This window comes from Nocardioides ferulae, assembly GCF_003660455.1.
In the GTDB taxonomy this organism is placed as follows: domain Bacteria; phylum Actinomycetota; class Actinomycetes; order Propionibacteriales; family Nocardioidaceae; genus Nocardioides; species Nocardioides ferulae.
Window position 1 is genome coordinate 122,814 of the sequence record NZ_QZVR01000011.1, and the last position, 18,431, is coordinate 141,244.

Annotated in this window: 18 protein-coding genes; 14 read left to right on the top strand and 4 right to left on the bottom strand. The window is 72.6% G+C overall.

Annotated features, from left to right (window positions below; translation table 11 throughout):
- The first annotated feature begins 348 nt into the window (after positions 1 to 348).
- Positions 349 to 699 (top strand): hypothetical protein, encoded by a 351-nt coding sequence (locus tag D6B71_RS14215; RefSeq protein WP_121256148.1) that lies wholly within the window; start codon positions 349 to 351, stop codon positions 697 to 699.
- Positions 700 to 839: 140 nt separating this feature from the next.
- Here D6B71_RS14215 and D6B71_RS14220 read toward each other — a convergent pair whose 3' ends face one another.
- Together D6B71_RS14220 and D6B71_RS14225 are read right to left on the bottom strand one after the other, a co-directional pair.
- Positions 840 to 2,177: a hypothetical protein gene (locus D6B71_RS14220; RefSeq protein ID WP_121256150.1), complete on the bottom strand. Its 1,338-nt coding sequence runs from the start codon at positions 2,175 to 2,177 to the stop codon at positions 840 to 842.
- Positions 2,177 to 2,608, bottom strand: coding sequence for a hypothetical protein (locus D6B71_RS14225; protein WP_121256152.1), 432 nt, complete (start codon positions 2,606 to 2,608; stop codon positions 2,177 to 2,179). Before D6B71_RS14225 ends, D6B71_RS14220 begins: the two co-directional genes overlap by 1 nt.
- 201 nt (positions 2,609 to 2,809) lie before the next feature.
- On the opposite strand from D6B71_RS14225, the gene D6B71_RS14230 reads away from it, so the two are divergent.
- The gene (locus tag D6B71_RS14230; protein ID WP_126688280.1) at positions 2,810 to 3,400 is read left to right on the top strand and encodes a hypothetical protein; all 591 of its coding nucleotides are present in this window, start codon (positions 2,810 to 2,812) and stop codon (positions 3,398 to 3,400) included.
- A gap of 24 nt (positions 3,401 to 3,424) precedes the next feature.
- Here D6B71_RS14230 and D6B71_RS14235 read toward each other — a convergent pair whose 3' ends face one another.
- The gene (locus D6B71_RS14235) at positions 3,425 to 3,793 is read right to left on the bottom strand and encodes an ArsR/SmtB family transcription factor (RefSeq protein ID WP_121256156.1); all 369 of its coding nucleotides are present in this window, start codon (positions 3,791 to 3,793) and stop codon (positions 3,425 to 3,427) included.
- Between the two features lie 213 nt (positions 3,794 to 4,006).
- On the opposite strand from D6B71_RS14235, the gene D6B71_RS14240 reads away from it, so the two are divergent.
- The 10 genes from D6B71_RS14240 to D6B71_RS14280 all read left to right on the top strand — a co-directional run bounded on the left by D6B71_RS14240 (position 4,007) and on the right by D6B71_RS14280 (position 15,020).
- A complete protein-coding gene (locus D6B71_RS14240) occupies positions 4,007 to 5,860 on the top strand; it encodes a phosphoenolpyruvate carboxykinase (GTP) (protein ID WP_121256158.1) in 1,854 nt (617 codons plus the stop codon).
- A gap of 199 nt (positions 5,861 to 6,059) precedes the next feature.
- The gene (locus D6B71_RS14245) at positions 6,060 to 6,911 is read left to right on the top strand and encodes a hypothetical protein (RefSeq protein ID WP_121256160.1); all 852 of its coding nucleotides are present in this window, start codon (positions 6,060 to 6,062) and stop codon (positions 6,909 to 6,911) included.
- A gap of 46 nt (positions 6,912 to 6,957) precedes the next feature.
- Positions 6,958 to 7,182, top strand: coding sequence for a cupin domain-containing protein (locus tag D6B71_RS22490; RefSeq protein WP_126688281.1), 225 nt, complete (start codon positions 6,958 to 6,960; stop codon positions 7,180 to 7,182).
- A 69-nt stretch (positions 7,183 to 7,251) separates the two neighbouring features.
- Positions 7,252 to 10,224: a hybrid sensor histidine kinase/response regulator gene (locus D6B71_RS14255; RefSeq protein WP_121256164.1), complete on the top strand. Its 2,973-nt coding sequence runs from the start codon at positions 7,252 to 7,254 to the stop codon at positions 10,222 to 10,224.
- A 260-nt stretch (positions 10,225 to 10,484) separates the two neighbouring features.
- On the top strand, positions 10,485 to 10,688 hold the full coding sequence (locus tag D6B71_RS14260) for a cold-shock protein (RefSeq protein WP_056863399.1): 204 nt from the start codon (positions 10,485 to 10,487) through the stop codon (positions 10,686 to 10,688).
- Between the two features lie 219 nt (positions 10,689 to 10,907).
- Positions 10,908 to 11,075: a hypothetical protein gene (locus tag D6B71_RS22835; RefSeq protein WP_164519678.1), complete on the top strand. Its 168-nt coding sequence runs from the start codon at positions 10,908 to 10,910 to the stop codon at positions 11,073 to 11,075.
- Between the two features lie 98 nt (positions 11,076 to 11,173).
- Positions 11,174 to 11,467, top strand: a complete 294-nt coding sequence (locus D6B71_RS14265; protein ID WP_121256166.1) for a metal-sensitive transcriptional regulator — start codon at positions 11,174 to 11,176, stop codon at positions 11,465 to 11,467.
- Between the two features lie 82 nt (positions 11,468 to 11,549).
- Complete coding sequence (locus tag D6B71_RS14270) at positions 11,550 to 11,768, top strand: heavy-metal-associated domain-containing protein (RefSeq protein WP_121256168.1); 219 nt, start codon at positions 11,550 to 11,552, stop codon at positions 11,766 to 11,768.
- Complete coding sequence (locus D6B71_RS14275) at positions 11,765 to 12,739, top strand: hypothetical protein (RefSeq protein WP_121256170.1); 975 nt, start codon at positions 11,765 to 11,767, stop codon at positions 12,737 to 12,739. The genes D6B71_RS14270 and D6B71_RS14275 overlap by 4 nt, the downstream gene beginning before the upstream one ends.
- Positions 12,729 to 15,020, top strand: a complete 2,292-nt coding sequence (locus tag D6B71_RS14280) for a heavy metal translocating P-type ATPase (protein WP_121256172.1) — start codon at positions 12,729 to 12,731, stop codon at positions 15,018 to 15,020. Before D6B71_RS14275 ends, D6B71_RS14280 begins: the two co-directional genes overlap by 11 nt.
- Before the next feature lie 86 nt (positions 15,021 to 15,106).
- Here D6B71_RS14280 and D6B71_RS14285 read toward each other — a convergent pair whose 3' ends face one another.
- Positions 15,107 to 16,171 (bottom strand): hypothetical protein, encoded by a 1,065-nt coding sequence (locus tag D6B71_RS14285; RefSeq protein WP_126688282.1) that lies wholly within the window; start codon positions 16,169 to 16,171, stop codon positions 15,107 to 15,109.
- A gap of 87 nt (positions 16,172 to 16,258) precedes the next feature.
- Between D6B71_RS14285 and D6B71_RS14290 the strand changes: the two genes are divergently transcribed.
- Positions 16,259 to 17,128, top strand: coding sequence for an NUDIX hydrolase (locus D6B71_RS14290; protein ID WP_121256176.1), 870 nt, complete (start codon positions 16,259 to 16,261; stop codon positions 17,126 to 17,128).
- A gap of 181 nt (positions 17,129 to 17,309) precedes the next feature.
- Positions 17,310 to 18,269, top strand: coding sequence for a PstS family phosphate ABC transporter substrate-binding protein (locus D6B71_RS14295; RefSeq protein WP_121256178.1), 960 nt, complete (start codon positions 17,310 to 17,312; stop codon positions 18,267 to 18,269).
- Positions 18,270 to 18,431 lie beyond the last annotated feature (162 nt).

Sequence of the window (18,431 nt, forward strand, 5' to 3'; positions counted from 1 at the left end):
AGGTCATGCCCGGGAATGGCCCCGGCCAAACCTGATGCCGCGCATCGCTGACGCTACGGTGTGCGGCACGGCTCGAGACGTGAAACCAGGAGGCATCACGTTGCGCAGGCTCTCCCGGCTGCTCGGTTCGGCAGTCGTGCTCGTCGCGCTGGGGGCCGGGTGTGACGTCGGTGGCTCGGCCTCCGGCGCCCCTAGCTCGACCGGCTCTACAAGCCCTTCCACAGCCTCGTCCGCTACCTCGTCGGGTCTCCATCTGCTTCGCCGTCGGCGACGCCCGCGAGTGGTCCGCTGCTCAAGCAGAAGTCCGCGCAGGTCAGGGCGCCCCGAGGCTGGAAGTGGCTGGGTCGGATGCTCGACGTCCAGGTCGACGCCGGGGGGCCGGAGGGGGAACTGATCTCCCTGTTCGACAACGTGCACTTCGGTGCCGACTCGGACACGCTCGATGATCTGGTCGCCGTGCGGATCGACGACTATCGCCGCGACGAGGTCCAGCGGATGCCCGATGTGGAGCTGGACGGGCACCCGGCCTACCACCTGGCCGGCTGGTCCGGAAGCGACCCGGACAGGCGGGTGGAGGAGTTCGGGACCGTTCACGATGGTCGCTTCGTGGTCCTCACGCTCGGCCTCCAGCGCGGGGCGTCGCTGCGTTCGGACCCCGACATCGTGGCGTCGGTGCTGGCTACCTTCGAGTGGCGCTGAGGGTGCCGCTCCGGTTGCGGCCGCGGTCAGTCAGCGCCGGCGTGGCCGGTCGCCGACTCCCAGCCGAGCTGCCGGAACAGATGTCGAGCGGACCGGCCAGGTGCGGTGCACCCGGCCGGCCCGTCGTGTTGTGTGAGGGCCTATCTGAGAACGTCGGGTCCGATGCCCTCGTCGTCGATCCAGTCGGAGCCGTCGTCGTAGAAGTCCTGGGACGCTCCGCGTTCGTCGTCGCGGCCCTTGCGGCCGCGTCCGGCCCCGGCGGCTCCGCCGGCCGCCCCGCGACCGCCCGCCGCTCCGGCCGCTGCGGCACCGCGGCCGCCGGCCGCTCCGGCGCGTCCACCCGCTCGGCCCGCGCTGCCCGAGCGGCCACCGGCGGCAGCGCCGCGCGCTCCGCCGGCCGCGCCCTGGCTCATCGGCACCGCGCTGCCGCGGCCGAGGACGCCGGAGGCGCCTCGGGCGCCACCCGCACCGATGGCTCGGCCCTGGCCGGCCGCGCCGGCACCGCCGATGGGCATCGCGCCACCACCGATGCCGGTGGCTCCGCCGGCCAGGCCACCCAGGCCGGCCAGGCCGATGCCCGCACCGGCCGCCACGCCGCCGACCGAGCCCAGGCCGCCGCCTCCCGTGGCGGGCGCGACCGGGCTGACCGGGCTGCCGACGCCCGGGGGCGTCGTGACCGAGGGCGGGGTCGTGGGCCCCTGCGGTGTGCCGGTGGTGGGCGGGTTCGTGGGCGGGTTGGTCGGCGGGTTCGTGGGCGGGTTGGTCGGCGGGTTCGTGGGCGGGTTGGTCGGAGGGTTCGTCGGGGGGTTGGTGGGCGTCTCCTCCGGCGGGCCGACGATCGTCGGGTTGCCCTTCGGACCCTGAGGGATGGCGACCGGGCCACGCGGACCCGTGCCGCCAGGGGTCTGACCCCCAGAACCGGGGTCGCCGCCGCCACCGGGCGGCTTGGCCCACGGGTCGGGCTCGCCGTGGATCGTCATCATGGTGTCGGCGGACTCGCGCTGCTTGGTCTCGAGCTCGGTCAGCGCCGCGCGCGCCTGGTTCTCGCGGGCGAGCATCGCGGCCTCGTAGGCGCCCTGGTCGCGCTGGAAGTCGCGCTCGGCCTGGACCGCCTCCTTGCTCTTCGGGTCGTCGACGTGTCGCTTCTGGGGCTCGGCCGGCACCTGCTGAAGGTTGTTCAAGGCGTTCTCCGCCCGGACCAGCGCCGCGGCGGCGTCGTCCAGGGCCTGCACGCCCTTCTTCATCTCGGCGGCCTTAAGCTCCATGGCGACCCGGGTGCCGCCGAGTGCCGCGATGGCCTTCTCCGCCGTCTTCCCCTCGAAGTCGCTCATGCGGAGTTCGACGAGGCTCTTGCCCAGCTCTCGTGCGATGTCTTCGAGCAGGGCGGCGCCGGCCTCCCACTCCTCCGAGGCGCCCCGGACGCTTGCGTTCGAGCCCGTCTTGACCGCCGTGCGAAGGGCCTCTTCGGCGGCGCCCATCAGCCCTCACCGCCGGTGACCGGCTCGGTCGGCGCGACGCAGACGTTGGGCTCCTGGATCTGGGTGGTGTTGGCGCAGTTCGCGCCCGCGTTGAGGCGAGCGTGAGTCGAGCTGAGCGACGTCTCCGAGGTCTGGTCAGCGGCCACGCCGTGCTCGCGCAGGTCGCGGAAGCCGATCGCGTAGTGCTGGAGACCGTTGACCATGTCCATCACCGCCTCCACGACGTACTCGCGGGCGCGCTCGCTGTGGTAGCCGAGTCGGTCGTTCTCCTGGGTGACCCCGAAGTTCGTCGTCGGCACATCGACGATGTCCGAGGCCGGTTCGAGAGTGCCTGCGCTCCGCTGCAGCACCTTCATGACCCTGGTGACGACGTCCTCATCGAACGCGAGGGTCTGCATGGTCGCCGCAGCGCCCCCCATGTCCACGTACATGCACGTTCTCCTTGTCCGAGCGAAGTCTGCGTCCTTGCGTCTTCCCAGACGCTCACCGGCTCAAACCGGTTCCCCTCGAGATGTTCGCAGCGCACCGGGTCGGGTGCGCTCGCCGGGGGTCGAGCGGGCGCCGCCCGGCCCTCGGACGGTCTGTAGCGTGTGCTCGCGCGCCCGCTCGGGGAGCCAACAGGAGGCAAGGCGATGAGACCGTGGTCCGGATCGGCCGTGTGGGCCGTACTGCTGGTGCTGGTGCTGGTGCTGGGTGGGTGCGGGGACGACGACCCGCAGCCGCCCGCGGAGCCCAGCTCGTCGGCGAGCGACACCGCCAGCGGGTCCCCGACCTCGGACCCGTCCACCGACCCGGAGGCGTCGCCGTCGGTGGAGCCGGCCAGTGGCCCGGTCCTGCGGTTGAAGCTGCCGCAGATGAACATCCCCGAGGGGTGGAAGCTCCTCCCGAGCCTGCTCGAGGGGGTTCAGGCGCGTGCCGGCCGGGGCCGCGAGGGCATCATCCTCTTCCAGATGGAGAGCCTGGCCGCCGGCGAGTTCCGCCCGGACCTGGAGGCCAGGCTCGTGCGGCGCACCGAGCCGCAGTTCCGGCGGCTCCCCGACACGTTCCTCGACAGGGAGCCGGCGATCCACATGCGGGCCCCGGAGGGAGACTCGCCCTTCGTGGAGCACATGTTCGTGACCCAGCACCTCGGACACTCGGTGCGGATCCGGATCACCGCGCGCGAGGCGCGCGAGAACGAGATCGTCGAGTCGATCCTGGCCACCTTCGAGTGGCGCCGCTGAGCCTGGGTCCAGGTTGAGGTCGGGTCAGGCGCGCTCGCGCGACGGGTCGGGCGCGCCCACGGCGTCCTCGCGCAGCTCGGCGAGCAGCCCCTCCGCCTCGCCCAGCACCGAGGCGAGGATCTCGCGCCCGGCTCGCAGCAGCTCGGCGACGTGGGGCGTGCTCAGGGAGTAGAGGACGGTCGCGCCCTGCCGGGTCGAGCTCACCAGCCCGGCGCGCCGGAGGACCGCCAGCTGCTGGGAGAGGTTGGAGGCCTCGATCTGGAGGTCGGCAAGCAGGTCGCGTACGGCGGCGGGGCCCGGCTGGAGCAGCTCGAGCACGCGGATCCGCACCGGGTGGCCGAGGGTGCGGAACAGCTCGGCCTTCGCCTGGTTCAGCGGCACGCTGGGGTTCATCTCACCTCCCTGGTGATGGACACCCTAGAGCAGATTGACGAATTGCAGATATCTTCAAGTCGAGGGGTCGACGCTCCCTGACCTCCGTCAGCGCTGCCGGACGCAGGAGCGGACCCCCGGTGCTCGGGTCGAGGACCGGGGTGTTTGATGCCTCCAAGCGATTTGTGCGCAGACTGGCCGAACGGTGGCCGAACTGAGAGGACCGGAAAGTCGATGGCAGATATCGAGGCAGCGCTGGACGCAGCCGGGCTGACCAACCCCCACGTCCGCGAGTACGTCCGCTACTGGGCCGACCTGACCGGCGCCGACCGGGTGGAGGTCGTCAGCGCGTCCGACGACGCCCGTCTGATCCAGGAGGCCCTCGACGCCGGCGAGCTCCTGCCGGCCGGTGAGGGCCGCTACTACTCGCGCAGCTACCACAAGGACACCGCCCGCTCCGAGGAGCGGACCATCGTCGCCACCGGCAACCCCGCCGACAAGGGCGTCTACAACAACTGGCGTCCCTCCTCGGAGATGAAGCCGCTGCTCGAGGAGCGCATGCGCGGCGCCTCGAAGGGCAAGACGATGTACGTCGTCCCCTACCTGATGGCGCCCCCCGGCAACGCGCTGATCCCGTGGGCCGCGGGCGTCGAGGTCACCGACTGTCGACCGGTCGTGCTGCACATGATCCGGATGGCCCGGGTCGACGTGAAGTACATCAACGAGCTCGAGGACACCAACAGCTTCGTGCGTGCGGTGCACGTCACCGGCGACCTGCCCAACCTCGGCCAGGGCACCCCCGACGACGAGCGGTACTTCGTCACCGTCGCCGACGAGCGGACGATCCTGCACTACGGCTCGTCGTACGGCGGCAACGCGCTGCTCGGCAAGATCGCTCACGGCCTGCGCCAGGGCGCCTACGACGGGTGGGCCAGCAAGAAGTTCCTCGCCGAGCAGTACATGCTCATCGGCATCACCGACAAGCAGGTCGGGCGGACCTACCACATCTGCGGCGGCTTCCCGAGCGCCTCGGGCAAGACCAACCTGGCCATGATGCTGGCCCCCGACGCGCTCGGGGAGCGCTACCACGTGGAGTTCTACGGCGACGACATCGCCTGGCTGTGGGTCGACGAGGAGACCGGCCGGCTCTACGGCATGAACCCCGAGTACGGCGTGTTCGGGGTCGCCAAGGACACCAACGAGACCACGAACCCGACCGCGCTGCACTCGGTCGACGAGGGCACCGGCGCGATCTTCACCAACGTCGCCTACAACGAGCTCACCCAGGACGTCTGGTGGGAGGGCAAGACGCCGGCCCCGCCGGCAGATCTCGAGGGCTGGCTGGACTGGAAGGGCGACCGGATCGCCGACCGCGAGCCGGGCGACGAGTCGCCGTGGGCGCACCCGAACAGCCGCTTCACCACCACGCTCGACCACGTGCCGAACATCGCGCCCGACTACAACGAGGCCAAGGGTGTGCCGATCGACGCGATCATCTTCGGCGGCCGTACCCGCGACCGGGAGCCGCTGATCCGGGCGATCACCGACCTCGCCGAGGGCGTCTACGACGGGCTCACCCTGGGCGCCGAGGCGACCTTCGCGGCAGAGGGCGTCGACGGCCAGCTGCGCTACGACCCGATGTCGAACCGGCCGTTCATGGCCTACGGCGAGGGCGACTACGCCCGCCACTACCTCGACGTGATCGGGGCGGCGAAGGAGCAGCCGATCTTCGCCCACGTCAACTGGTTCCAGCGCGACCCCGAGGACGGCCACTTCCTGTGGCCCGGCTACCGCGACAACCTGCGCCCGCTGCTGTGGCTGCTCCAGCTGAAGAGCGGCGAGGTGAAGGGGCGGCAGACCCCGGTGGGCATCCTGCCGACCGAGGACGAGCTCTTCCTCGACGGCATGGACGTCGACCCGGCCGACCTGCACCGCGTGCTCACCATCGACGTCGACCGCTGGCGTCAGGAGATGGGCTTCCGCGAGGAGCACCTGCGACAGTTCGACGGCCTGCCCGAGGAGATCTGGGAGGCCCACCGTCGGGTGGCCGGCGAGCTCGAGGAGTACGCCGAGGAGTCCGGGCAGTAGCCCGGGCGTCGGTGAGGGGATCGCCGGATATCCGGTGATCCCCTCACTTCCCACGCGGTGCAACGCGTGAGAAGTGCCAAGAGCGCGTGTGAAGTCGGGCCGGGAGCACTGTCGTGGGCCTCCGGTCACATTCCGGCCCGCGAGGTCAGTGATCGGGCGTATGGTCGTCTCACACTCGGGCGGCTCATGGGGAGGCAACGTGGCGAGGTCGACCTGGTCCAGGCGGCAACGCGATCTCCGGCTCGCCTACGCCGCGACGGCGTTCGGCGCCGGCGCCTTCCTGGCCCTGGCGCTGGGCAACATCGGCATGGTGGTCGAGCAGCTCGAGCGCATCCCCTCCGCCGACGGTCCGACCTCGGCCGTGCCCGCACGGGTCGTCGTCGACGGTGCCACGCTGCGCGCGGTCCCGGTGCCCTCGTCCTCGGCGCCCGGCACCGACACGCCCCCGGTCGCCGCTCCGCAGCCCGCGACCCCCGGCTCGGCGTCCTCCGGCGGTGCCGACCCGAGCCCCGGCGGGGACCAAGACGGCCAGCCCGACACCGACCCCGTGGGCCCCGACCCGACCGACCCGACCGACCCGCCGGGTGGACAGCCCGGGGGCGACGGCCCGCTCGGCGACGCCGTCGACCCGGTCATCGACGACATCACCGACGCGGTCGACGGCGCCACCGGCGGCGCGACCGGACCGATCACCGGCCCCACCACCGAGGTCGTCGACCAGGTGACCGATCTCGTCGACGGCATCCTCGGCGGCCTGCCGCAGCAGAGTGCGCACTCGTCGAACCCCGGCGTGGCGGCCGGCCACGGCGCCCAGTCCGGCCCCCCGGGTCATCAGCCGGGCCACCAGCCGGGCCACCAGTCCAGCCATCACGCGGGTCAGCAGGCCGGCCACCAGTCCGGTCACCAGGGCAGCCCCGGCGCCTCCGGCGGTCCCGCGCCGGGTCAGGTGAAGGGGTCACACGGGAAGGGGAACAATGATCGAGGACATCACGGCCGAGGCGACGGCCGACCTGGAGGCCACGGCCACGGAGGTGGCGGCCGAGGCCGCTGAGCACGAGCACGGCCGAGCGGCCCGCACCGTCCTGCACGGTCCCCGCATGCGCGTCGTGGTGCTCGGCCTGGCCGAGGGCGGCGAGCTCGGCGAGCACGAGTCCCCGTGGGCGGCGACCCTGCAGGTGCTGCGGGGCGAGGTCACCCTCCACACCGCCGACGAGGACTGGGACCTCGGCCCTGGCGAGCTGCGGTGTGTGCCGCGGGTGCGTCACAAGGTGCTGGCCCGCACCCCCGCCGTGGTGCTGATGACCGTCGCCCTGGGCGGTTGAGTCGAGGCTGATCGTCGTCCGGGGCGGGTGCTGACACGGCACCGCCCGGCGATGCGGCACGATCTCCCCATGGTGAGCCGGCTGCGAGGAGCTCTGCGCCGCATCGTCGCCTCCCCGAAGACGGCGCCGTTCGCCCGGGGGCCCGCCGGTGCCGCACGGGCGGGCTCGGGCGACGACGAGGCCCTCGAGCGCGTCCGCCGGCGCGAGCAGCAGCTGATCGAGGCGCAGTCGATCGCCCGGATCGGCAGCTGGGAGTGGCAGCTCGACTCCGACTCGCTGAACTGGTCCGACCAGCTCTTCCGCATGTTCGGGGTCGACCAGGACACCTACCGTCCGACCCGGGAGCGCTTCCTCGACCTGCTGCACCCCGACGACCGTGAACCGGCGCGCCTCGCGATGCTCGCCGCGATCGACGAGGGCACCGGGTTCGCGTTCGACGGGCGCGTGCCCGGCGCCGACGGCTCGCCGCCCACCTGGGTGCGGGTGCGCGGGACCACGGTCGCGGGCCCCGATGGCCGCACCAGCCGGCTGACCGGCACCGTGCAGGACGTCACCGAGTCCAAGGAGCACGAGAACGCCCTCGCGTTCCTGAGCGTGATGGCCAGCGCGGTCAACGAGGCCGACCGGCTGGTCGACGCCCTGGTCGCCGCCAACGAGCTGGTCCGTCCCTATGCGCAGTGGCCGGCGCTGGTGGTCGGCGTGGCCACCGATCCCGACCTCGAGGAGCTCGAGTACGTCGACGTGGGCTGGGTCGACCTCGACGCGACCGAGCGCGCCGCCGCCCGGGACCTGGCCTCCCGGGTGGCCGCCGAGCGCACCGAGCTGGTCGGCCACAGCCCTTCCGGCAGCACGATCCTCGGCGGTCCGGTGCTTGTGCAGGGGCGGCTTGCCTGCGTGCTCGTCGTCGACACCCTGGCCACCACCGAGCCGCGCCCGCACGAGCGCACGATCTTCACCCAGATCCTCGCGCTGCTGCGCGCGGTCGGCGAGCGGGAGTTCACCTCCCGCGAGCTGGCCGCGGCCCGGGACGAGGCGTTGAGCGCCTCGCGGGCCAAGTCGGACTTCCTCGCGACGATGAGCCACGAGATCCGCACCCCGCTCAACGGCGTGATCGGCCTGAGCGACCTGCTCGGCCGCACCGAGCTGACCGCGCACCAGCGGCGCCTCGCGCAGGGTGTCGACCAGGCCGGCCGCACCCTGCTGGCGTTGGTCAACGACATCCTGGATCTGTCCAAGATCGAGGCCGGACGTCTCGACCTGGAGGAGGTCGACTTCGACCCGCGGACGGTCGTCGAGCACAGCGCCGGCCTGGTCGCCGAGCGGGCGGCGGAGCAGGGCCTGGAGCTGGTCGTCTCCTGCGCCGCCGACCTGCCCGAGCGGGTCTGCGGCGACCCGGTCCGGTTCGGGCAGGTGATCACCAACCTGGCATCCAACGCGGTGAAGTTCACCGCCGAGGGGGAGGTGGTGATCCGTGCCGAAGGGCAGGCCGGACCACACGGGTCGACGGTCCGCGTCGAGGTGCACGACACCGGTGTCGGCATCGACCCCGCGACTCGGGAGCGGCTGTTCCAGCCCTTCACCCAGGCCGACAGCTCGACCACCCGCCGCTTCGGCGGCACCGGGCTCGGGCTGGCGATCAGCCAGCGGATCGTCGACGCGATGGGCGGCGAGATCGATGTCGACAGCGAGCCCGGGGTCGGCAGCACCTTCTGGTTCACGGTCGCGTTCGATCCGCCGCGGACGGCCGACGCCGGCGACGCCCGGGAGCGGGCTCACGACCGCGAGCACGCGGTCGCCGGGCTGCGGGTGCTGGTCGTCGACGACAACGCCACCAACCGCTACATCCTCACCGAGCAGCTCGCCGCCTGGAGGGTCGACGTGCGCGCCGTGGCGTCGGCGTACGACGCCCTCGGCGAGATCGAGGCCGCCCGCGGGCACGGCCTCCCCTACGACCTGGTGCTTCTCGACTACATGATGCCCGAGGTCGACGGCGAGGAGCTCGCGCGGACGATCCGCCGTGACCCGAGCCAGGAGGGGGTGCGGCTGGTGCTGCTCTCCTCGGCGATCGAGCCGTCGGAGGGCTGGCTGCACGACGCCGGGATCGACGCGTTCCTGGCCAAGCCGGTGCTCCCGTCGCGGCTGCTCGACGTGGTCGCCTCGCTGGGCGGGCGCCTGGCCGACGCCGGCGAGCGGCCGGAGCGGGTCGTCGACATCGAGCCGGGTTCGCGCGGGCGGCTGCTCGTCGTCGAGGACAACGCGGTCAACCAGCTGGTGGCCGAGGGGGTGCTGCGCCGGCTCGGCTACGACGTCGACCTCGCCGAGGACGGCGCGCAGGCGGTCGCCGCGCACGCCCGTGACCCCGACGCGTACGCCGTGATCCTGATGGACTGCCAGATGCCGGTGATGGACGGCTACGACGCCACGCGCGCGATCCGCGCCGCGCAGGGGGAGGGCCGGCGGGTGCCGATCGTGGCGATGACCGCGGCCGCGTCGTCGGAGGAGCGGCAGCGCTGCCTGGCCGCCGGCATGGACGACTTCCTGGCCAAGCCGATCGACGTGCAGCGGGTGGCCGAGACGCTGGAGCGGTGGACCGCTCCGCGTGCGCCGAAGCAGGACGGGCTCGACCCGGTCCGGGCGGCTGACCCGGAGGGCTCCGCACGGCAGGCCGCCGGGCCCGACGTGGCCACGCCCAGGGCGCGGCTGTCGGAGCTGGTGGAGCAGGAGGGCATCGCCGCCGACCTGGTGCTGCGCATGGTCGGCCGTTTCGAGTCCTCCGCCCGGACTGCCGCTGCCGCCCTGGCCACCGCTGCCGCCGCGCGCGACCCCGGCGCCGTGGCCCGGGCGGCCCACGGGCTGAAGGGCAGCGCCGCGAACCTCGGACTGGCGGACCTCTCGGCGCTCGCAGCGGGCCTCGAGGAGGGCGGCCGGGCCGGTGTGCTGCCCGCCGACGGCGACCTCGCGGCGCTGGTCGCGGCGGTCGACGACGGTGTCGCAGAGCTGCTCGCGGCGGCCCGTGCGGTCCTCCCCGGAGCGGCCGGTTAGCCCGCTCGTCACGCTCGCGTCGCGCAACGTTGACACGATTCGCTGAGAATTCCGGTCTCGGATGGTTTGCCGGCCCCGGTTGCTTGGTAGTGTCAGCGGTGCAACAGGTGCAAGTTCCAGCAGGTCTGACGCCCGCGGAGTTTGTGATCCAACGGCGTTTCTTCTCAGGTGCAACCCGAGTCGGAGCGACGTGTCACCGCATCTGGTGCGGGGCCGTCGAGGTGACGGCCTCTCGCCCCGATAAAGGAGTAACGAGCGCAATGGCTCAGGGCACCGTGAAGTGGTTCAACGCCGAGAAGGGTTTCGGCTTCATCGCGCAGGAGGACGGCGGCGACGACGTCTTCGTGCACTACTCGGCGATTCAGACCCAGGGCTACAAGTCCCTGGACGAGAACCAGAAGGTCGAGTTCGACGTCACCCAGGGCCCCAAGGGCCCGCAGGCGGAGAACGTCCGCCCGGTCTGACGACGACCGACGCCGGGGCAGCACCTGCCACGACGTCACACCAGTGGGGTCTCACCCGTTCGGGTGGGGCCCCGCTATCATTCAAGGGGTCCGTCGGGGGGTCGGAACACCACCCGGATGGACCAGATTGTTCACCCGGGTTTGACCGTACGCTGGGAGGGCAACCTGACTGCCGGGAGCGGTCGGCGTAGCCCAGTGATCTGTGTTGGGGAGGCCCGAGTGCACGACCAGTTCGACGTCACCCTCGAGGACGCCGACCTGCTCGGCGAGGTCGAGTTGACGACCAACCTCATCATCGCCGCGAGCGAGTCCGACGAGCACCTGTCGACCGACCAGATCGACCGGATCCTCGGGGTCTGCCCACCCGTGCCCCGCCGGGAGGGCTAGACCACCCCTCCGACTCCAGCCCACGAGGCCCGCTGCCGTCGGCAGCGGGCCTTTGCCATGTCTTGAGCCAGTTACCCTAGGGGGGTATGGTTTCAGGCATGGACGGCCACCAGCACGGTTACATCCACCGCAAGGACGACTACCTCAAGCGACTTCGTCGCATCGAGGGCCAGGCGCGGGGCCTGCAGCGGATGGTCGACGAGGAGAAGTACTGCATCGACATCCTCACCCAGATCTCGGCGATGACGAAGGCGCTGCAGGCGGTCAGTCTGGGCCTGTTGGAGGAGCACATGCAGCACTGCGTGCTCGACGCCGCCCGCGCCGGTGAGGCGGAGGGTCGCGCCAAGATCGACGAGGCCGTCGAGGCGATCGCCCGGCTGGTCCGGTCCTGACTCGGGCGCCGACCGGGCCGGTCGGCGTCCACCACCGAACGACCCACCGAACAACCCCACCGAGCAACCCGGAGGAGCACCCATGAGCGAGCAGACCACCCACGAGACCAGCTTCCAGGTCACCGGCATGACCTGTGGTCACTGCGAGGCCTCGGTGCGCGAGGAGATCGGTGAGATCCCCGGCGTGCAGGCGGTGACCGCCTCCCACGAGACCGGTGCGGTCGTGGTCACCAGCGACCGGCCGCTGGAGCGGTCCGCGGTCGAGGCGGCGGTGCAGGAAGCCGGCTACCAGCTGTCATGAACCTCTCGCGCACGCCGGTCCGGCTGGCCGCGTTCTTGCTCGGGCTCGCAGCGGTCTTCGCGCTCGCCCTCGGCCTGGGCCGCTGGGCCGGGCCGTTCGACGTGGCGGCCGCGGAGCACGACACCGCTGCCGCCCATGGCACGGACGACGCGGGAGACGGCGGGCCCGGCGACGTGACCGGCCACGGTGCGGGCGACGCGGCGCACCCGGAGGAGCCCGGCGAGGCCGCGCCCGCGCCGGCCGGCCTGCTGGCGGCCCAGGACGGCTACACCCTGACCGTGGAGAGCCCGGTGCTCAGCGCCGGTCGGGCCGATCTGGCATTCACGGTAACCGGGCCCGACGGCCGGCCCGTGACGGCGTACGACGTTGTCCACGAGAAGCGGCTGCACCTGATCGTGGTGCGTCGTGACCTGGCCGGCTACCAGCACCTGCACCCCGAGCTCGACGACGACGGACGCTGGCGCACCACCGCGCGCCTCCTCCCCGGCAGCTGGCGGTTGATCGCCGACTTCACCCCGTCGGCCGGAGACTCCGGTGTGGTCCTGGGCACCGACCTGACCGTGCCCGGCCGCTTCGACCCGGCACCCCCCACGTCCAGCGCAGACGCCGGGCGCACCGTCGAGGTCGACGGCTACGCCGTCACGCTCGACGGCGCGCTCGCGGCCGGCGGCGAGAGCAGCCTGCGGTTCACCGTGACCCGGGCCGGGGTGCCGGTGACCGACCTCGAGCCCCACCTGGGCGCCCTGGGCCATCTGGTCGCGCTCGGCGAGGCCGACCTCGGCTACAGCCACGTCCACCCGCTCACCGGCGGCGGCACGAGACCCGGCGAGATCGCGTTCGCCGTCGAGACCCCGACGCCGGGGCCACGCCGGCTGTTCCTGGAGTTCCGGCACCGCGGTGCCGTGCACACCGCGGAGTTCGCGGTCGACACCGTCGACGCCCCGCACGAGGAGGAGCCCCATGGCCACTGAGGCCACCACCAGCACCCCTGCCGCCGGTGTCTCCGCCGCCCCGGCCGGCGACGTCGAGCTCGAGATCAGCGGCATGACCTGCGCGTCCTGCGCCAACCGCATCGAGCGCAAGCTCAACAAGCTCGAGGGCGTCACGGCCAGCGTCAACTACGCCACCGAGAAGGCGAAGGTCACCTTCGCCGAGCCGGTGACCACCGCCGACCTGGTCGCCACCGTCGAGGCGGCCGGGTACGCCGCTGCGCTGCCGGCGCCGCCCGCCGCCGACAGCGGAGGCGAGGGTGAGGGCGGCGAGCCGGGTGAGCCCGCCCCGGAGCGCGCCGACATCGAGCTGGCGGCGTTGCGGCAGCGGCTGGTGGTCTCGGCGCTGCTCACGGTGCCGGTGATCGCGATGGCGATGGCGCCGCCGCTGCAGTTCGAGTTCTGGCAGTGGGCCTCGCTGACCCTGGCCGCGCCGGTGGTGGTCTGGGGAGCCTGGCCGTTCCACCGGGCCGCGTGGACGAACCTGCGCCACGGCGCCACGACGATGGACACGCTGGTCTCGGTCGGGGTGCTGGCGGCGTTCGGGTGGTCGCTGGTCGCGCTGTTCTGGGGCAGTGCCGGCACCCCCGGCATGACCCACCCGTTCCGGTTCACCATCGAGCGGTCCGACGGGATGGGCAACATCTATCTCGAGGCCGCGACCGGCGTGACCACGTTCCTGCTGGCCGGCCGCTGGTTCGAGAAGCGCTCCAAGCGCAAGGCCGGTGCGGCGCTGCGGGCGCTGATGTCGCTGGGTGCCAAGGACGTCGCGGTGCTCCGCGACGGCGTCGAGCAGCGCCTCCCGGCGAGTCGGCTCGCGGTCGGCGACCGGTTCATCGTCCGGCCCGGCGAGAAGATCGCCACCGACGGCGAGGTGGAGTCGGGCACCTCCGCGGTCGACGCCTCGATGCTCACCGGCGAGCCGGTGCCGGTCGAGGTGGGCCCGGGGGCGAGCGTCACCGGCGGCACCGTCAACGCCGGCGGCCGGCTGGTGGTGCGCGCCACCCGCGTCGGGGGCGACACCCAGCTGGCGCAGATGGCGCGGCTGGTCGAGGAGGCGCAGAACGGCAAGGCGCAGGCGCAGCGGTTGGCCGACCGGATCTCCGGGTTCTTCGTGCCGTTGGTGATCGCGCTGTCGGTCGGCACGCTCGGGTTCTGGCTGGGCGCCGGCGAGCCGGTGTCGGCGGCGTTCACCGCCGCGGTCGCGGTCCTGATCATCGCCTGCCCGTGCGCGCTCGGGCTGGCCACGCCGACCGCCTTGATGGTCGGCACCGGGCGCGGCGCCCAGCTCGGCATCCTGATCCGCGGGCCCGAGGTGCTCGAGTCGACCCGCCGCGTCGACACGGTCGTGCTCGACAAGACCGGCACGGTCACGACCGGCCAGATGGCCCTGGTCGACGTGGTGCCCGCGGAGGGCGAGTCGCTGGAGGAGGTGCGCCGCACGGCCGCCGCGCTGGAGGCCGGCTCGGAGCATCCGATCGCCCGGGCGATCGTCGACGGCTGCGGCCCGCTGCCGGAGGTCGCCGGCTTCGCCAACGTCGAGGGCCTGGGCGTCACCGGGGCGATCGACGGGCGCGAGGTCGTGGTCGGCCGGCCGTCCCTGCTCGCCGACCGGGGCCTGCCGCTCGGCGCCGACCTAGTGGCCGCGGTCGAGGCCGCGCAGGCGCTCGGGCGCACCGCCGTGGCGGTCGGCTGGGACGGCCGCGCACGCGGCGTACTGGTGGTCTCCGACACCGTCAAGCCCACCTCGGCCGAGGCGGTCCGCGAGCTGCGGGCGCTCGGGCTGCGGCCGGTGTTGCTCACCGGCGACAACGAGCGCGCCGCGCGGGCGGTCGCCGCCGAGGTCGGCATCGAGGAGGTGGTGGCCGAGGTGCTGCCCGCCGACAAGGTCGACGTCGTGAAGCGGCTGCAGGGGGAGGGCCGTGTGGTGGCGATGGTCGGCGACGGAGTCAACGACGCCGCCGCGCTGGCGCAGGCCGACCTCGGGCTGGCGATGGGCACGGGCACGGACGTCGCGATCGAGGCCAGCGACCTGACGCTGGTGCGGGGCGACCTGCGGGTCGCGGCCTCCGCGGTGCGGTTGGCCCGTCGGACCCTCGCCACGATCAAGGGCAACCTGTTCTGGGCGTTCGCCTACAACGTGGCCGCGCTGCCGCTGGCCGCGGCCGGACTGCTGAACCCGATGCTCGCCGGCGCCGCGATGGCGTTCTCGTCGGTGTTCGTGGTCAGCAACTCGCTCCGGCTGCGCCGCTTCCGGGGTTGACGCCGAGGGGTCACTGATTCCCGCCATTTCGCGGCGTGTCGGGGAACGGTTGACCTCTCGGCATCACTCGCAGCCCGGTGTACGGCTCAACAGGTCGCGAACAACACCGGCCCCGTGGAGAGATCGGAGAGCACGAACGCGCCGTCGACGGGGTCGAGGTCCATCCGCACGACCCGGTCGTCGGCGGTCACCGCATCGACGGCGAACCGGTCGGCGAAGTCGCCGCCCTGCCCGACCGCGGGCCCCTCGGCGAGGACCGCGCGGGTGTCGGCGTTGGTGCGGGCCTGCTCGGCGGTCTCGAAGCCCAGCGCCACCCGCACCCCGCCGTCCGGTTGCACCGACATCGCGAAGCCGGTCAGCGGGTTCACCTCGCCCGCCTGCTCGACCAGCTGCTCGCCGAGGCGCTGGTCGGCATCGCCCGCCTGGCTCATCGCCAGCCCGACACACGCCTGCTCGCCGGTGTAGACCGCTGCCGCCAGCGGCTCCCCGGACGCCGAGACCACGTCGTCGAGGCCCTGCGGTGGGTCCCGCGGGTCGGCGACCGCGTCGCGCGCCACCCCGAGGTAGTCCGGGGTGTCGCTGGCCAGCACCAGCCCACGGTCGGCGTCCAGCGCGACGTACTGCAGCTCCGGGGTGACCCCGCCGATCTCGGCGAGCAGGTCCTTGCCCCCGAACCAGGCGCCGTCCTCCTCGGCGGGCCGGGTGTAGCCGAGCTCCTCGAGCCGCGTCCCCAGCTCGTCGAAGTCGGTGTCGTCGGGCATGCCGAGCATGATCGCGGCACCGCCGGGCCCCTGGCTGAACAGCTCCCAGTCGGCGGTGGCGGGGGAGAAGCCGTACCTGACCTGCAGCACCTGGGCCGACTCGACCAGGGCGGAGGTCGAGGAGAGATCCAGCTCGTACGCCGCGTCGAGGAACGCGCGCAGGTCGGCCGAGGACGACGCGTCGTCCAGCTCGGCTCCCGTCTCGGTGCGCACCTGAGCCCAGCTGGTCCACGAGTAGCGCTGGCTCTCCGGGGGCGCCATCGCCACGGCCTCGGCCAGCGCTGAGCGCTCGCCGTCGCGCCACCAGAGCGCCGCCGCCGCGGCTGCGCCGATCACCACCACGACCAGCACGGAGACGACCGCGAGCACGGTGCGTCGGGGTCTGGCCACGCGTCGTCCTCCTCTTCGCCGCCGCCATGTCGCCTCCGGGCCGCCCGAGAGGCCGCGCGGCGCCGGATCGGATGTGAGACTAGACCCATGGCCCCGCCCGACGTGCTCGCCGCCGGAGCGGTGGTCTTCCGCCCCGGGCGCGAGGTGCTCCTCGTGCACCGCCCCCGCTACGACGACTGGGCCTTCCCGAAGGGCAAGCTCGACCGCGGCGAGCACCGCACCGCGGCCGCGCTGCGCGAGGTTGTCGAGGAGACCGGCGTGCGCATCCGGCTCGGCCGCCCGCTGGCCGACCAGCGCTACGAGACCGGCGGCCGGATGAAGACCGTGCACTACTGGGTCGCGCGGCCGGTCGGCGACCACGACGTCGACGGCTACCAGGTCAACGACGAGATCGACGACGTCCGCTGGGTGCCGGTCGACGAGGCCGAGCGACAGCTCACCTACCCCCACGACCGCGAGACGCTCGCCGAGGCGCTGGCCGCGCGCAAGCGCACCCAGCCGCTGCTGGTCGTCCGGCACGGACTCGCCCGCTCCCGCCGCACCTGGCGCGGCGACGACCGGCTGCGGCCGCTGGTCCAGGCGGGGCAGCGGCAGGCGCTGCGGCTGGCGCCGGTGTTCGCGGCGTACGACGTGGCCCGGGTGGTCTCCTCCGGCAGCGTCCGCTGCACCGAGACCGTGGCGCCGTACGCCGAGCAGAGCGGCCGCCGGCTGCGCACCGACGACCGGCTCAGCGAGGAGGACGCCACCGCGCAGGGCGTGCGGGCCGTGGTCGAGGCGACGGTGGAGAAGCTGGTCGCCAAGGACCAGGGCGGGCTGCTGTGCACCCACCGTCCGGTGCTGCCGCTGGTCTTCGACGCGCTGGGCCTGGAGGACCCGCAGCTGGAGAAGGGCGAGCTGCTCGTCGTCCACCTGCGTCAAGGCACGGTCGCCGCCATCGAACGACACTCGGCCGGCTGACGGCAAGGGCTGGCGGACGCTCCCGGGCCGAGTTCACGTGTTGTCCGTCTCATTTCCGGCTTCGTGACAACTGACGTGTCGACCCTGTTCATCGCTCGTTCACCCACGGCCACGGGGCTGGTCACCTCGGCTCCTTAGCGTCCCCGGTGTCATCCCCGAGAAAGACATCAGGAGATCCGAAGTGAAGCGCACCTCCTTCCGCCGGGCAGTCGTGCCCGGCCTGGCCGCCCTGGCCCTCGCCCTCTCCGCTTGCGGCGGAGACAGCAACGCCGAAGATGGCGGCGAGGGTGGCGCCGGTGGCTCCGTCGCCGTCGACGGCTCCTCCACCGTCTACCCGATGAGCGACACCGCGGCCGAGATGCTCAAGGAGGAGAACGACGACGTCAACGTGTCGGTCGGGTTCTCCGGCACCGGCGGCGGGTTCGAGAAGTTCTGCGCCGGCGAGACCGACATCTCCGACGCCTCCCGCCCGATCAAGGACGACGAGGAGGTGCCGGTGTGCGAGGAGAACGGTGTCGAGTACACCGAGCTGCTCGTCGCCACCGACGCGCTGACGATCGTCGTGCACCCCGACCTCGCGGTCGACTGCCTGACCACCGAGCAGGTCGTCGAGCTCTTCGGCCCCGGCTCGGAGGCCACCAAGTGGAGTGACCTCGACCCGAGCTTCCCCGACGAGGAGATCGCCGGCTTCATCCCGGGCACCGACTCCGGCACCTACGACTACATGGCCGCCGACGTGGTCGGTGACGACTCCGAGTCGCTGCGTGACGACTTCGAGGTCTCTGAGGACGACAACATCCTGGTCCAGGGTGTCGCCGGCACCGAGAACTCCGTCGGCTTCTTCGGCTACACCTACTACGAGGAGAACGCCGACACCGTCAAGGCGCTCTCGATCGACGACGGCAACGGCTGCGTCGCCCCCTCGGCCGAGACCGCTCAGGCCGGGGAGTACACCCCGCTCGCCCGTCCGCTGTTCATCTACGTGAGCAACGCGGCGTACAACGACAACGAGGCCGTCAAGACCTACGTCGACTTCTACATCGAGAACCTGGCGACGATCGCCGAGACCGCCCAGTACATCCCGCTCAACGACGAGGACTACGCCGCCACCCAGGACGCCCTCGCCGGCATCTCGGGCTGACGCACCTCAGGGAGTCGTCACACCACCCATGTCAGTCCAGACCGCAGCAACGGCTGGCCCGCCCCCCGGGGCGGGCCAGCCCGCTGCACCCCCGAACCTGACCGCCCGATCGCGGCCGGTCGAGAAGGTCATCAAGACACTCCTCTTGGTGTCGGCGATGAC

Coding starts and splice junctions, on each gene's coding strand:
- D6B71_RS14225 (WP_121256152.1), bottom strand. CDS start 2,608: ATGTACGTGGACATGGGGGGCGCTGCGGCGACCATGCAGACCCTCGCG.
- D6B71_RS14235 (WP_121256156.1), bottom strand. CDS start 3,793: ATGAACCCCAGCGTGCCGCTGAACCAGGCGAAGGCCGAGCTGTTCCGC.
- D6B71_RS14260 (WP_056863399.1), top strand. CDS start 10,485: ATGGCTCAGGGCACCGTGAAGTGGTTCAACGCCGAGAAGGGTTTCGGC.
- D6B71_RS14265 (WP_121256166.1), top strand. CDS start 11,174: ATGGACGGCCACCAGCACGGTTACATCCACCGCAAGGACGACTACCTC.
- D6B71_RS14275 (WP_121256170.1), top strand. CDS start 11,765: ATGAACCTCTCGCGCACGCCGGTCCGGCTGGCCGCGTTCTTGCTCGGG.
- D6B71_RS14270 (WP_121256168.1), top strand. CDS start 11,550: ATGAGCGAGCAGACCACCCACGAGACCAGCTTCCAGGTCACCGGCATG.
- D6B71_RS14220 (WP_121256150.1), bottom strand. CDS start 2,177: ATGGGCGCCGCCGAAGAGGCCCTTCGCACGGCGGTCAAGACGGGCTCG.
- D6B71_RS14230 (WP_126688280.1), top strand. CDS start 2,810: ATGAGACCGTGGTCCGGATCGGCCGTGTGGGCCGTACTGCTGGTGCTG.
- D6B71_RS22490 (WP_126688281.1), top strand. CDS start 6,958: ATGCGCGTCGTGGTGCTCGGCCTGGCCGAGGGCGGCGAGCTCGGCGAG.
- D6B71_RS14255 (WP_121256164.1), top strand. CDS start 7,252: ATGGTGAGCCGGCTGCGAGGAGCTCTGCGCCGCATCGTCGCCTCCCCG.
- D6B71_RS14280 (WP_121256172.1), top strand. CDS start 12,729: ATGGCCACTGAGGCCACCACCAGCACCCCTGCCGCCGGTGTCTCCGCC.
- D6B71_RS14290 (WP_121256176.1), top strand. CDS start 16,259: ATGGCCCCGCCCGACGTGCTCGCCGCCGGAGCGGTGGTCTTCCGCCCC.
- D6B71_RS14240 (WP_121256158.1), top strand. CDS start 4,007: ATGGCAGATATCGAGGCAGCGCTGGACGCAGCCGGGCTGACCAACCCC.
- D6B71_RS14215 (WP_121256148.1), top strand. CDS start 349: ATGCTCGACGTCCAGGTCGACGCCGGGGGGCCGGAGGGGGAACTGATC.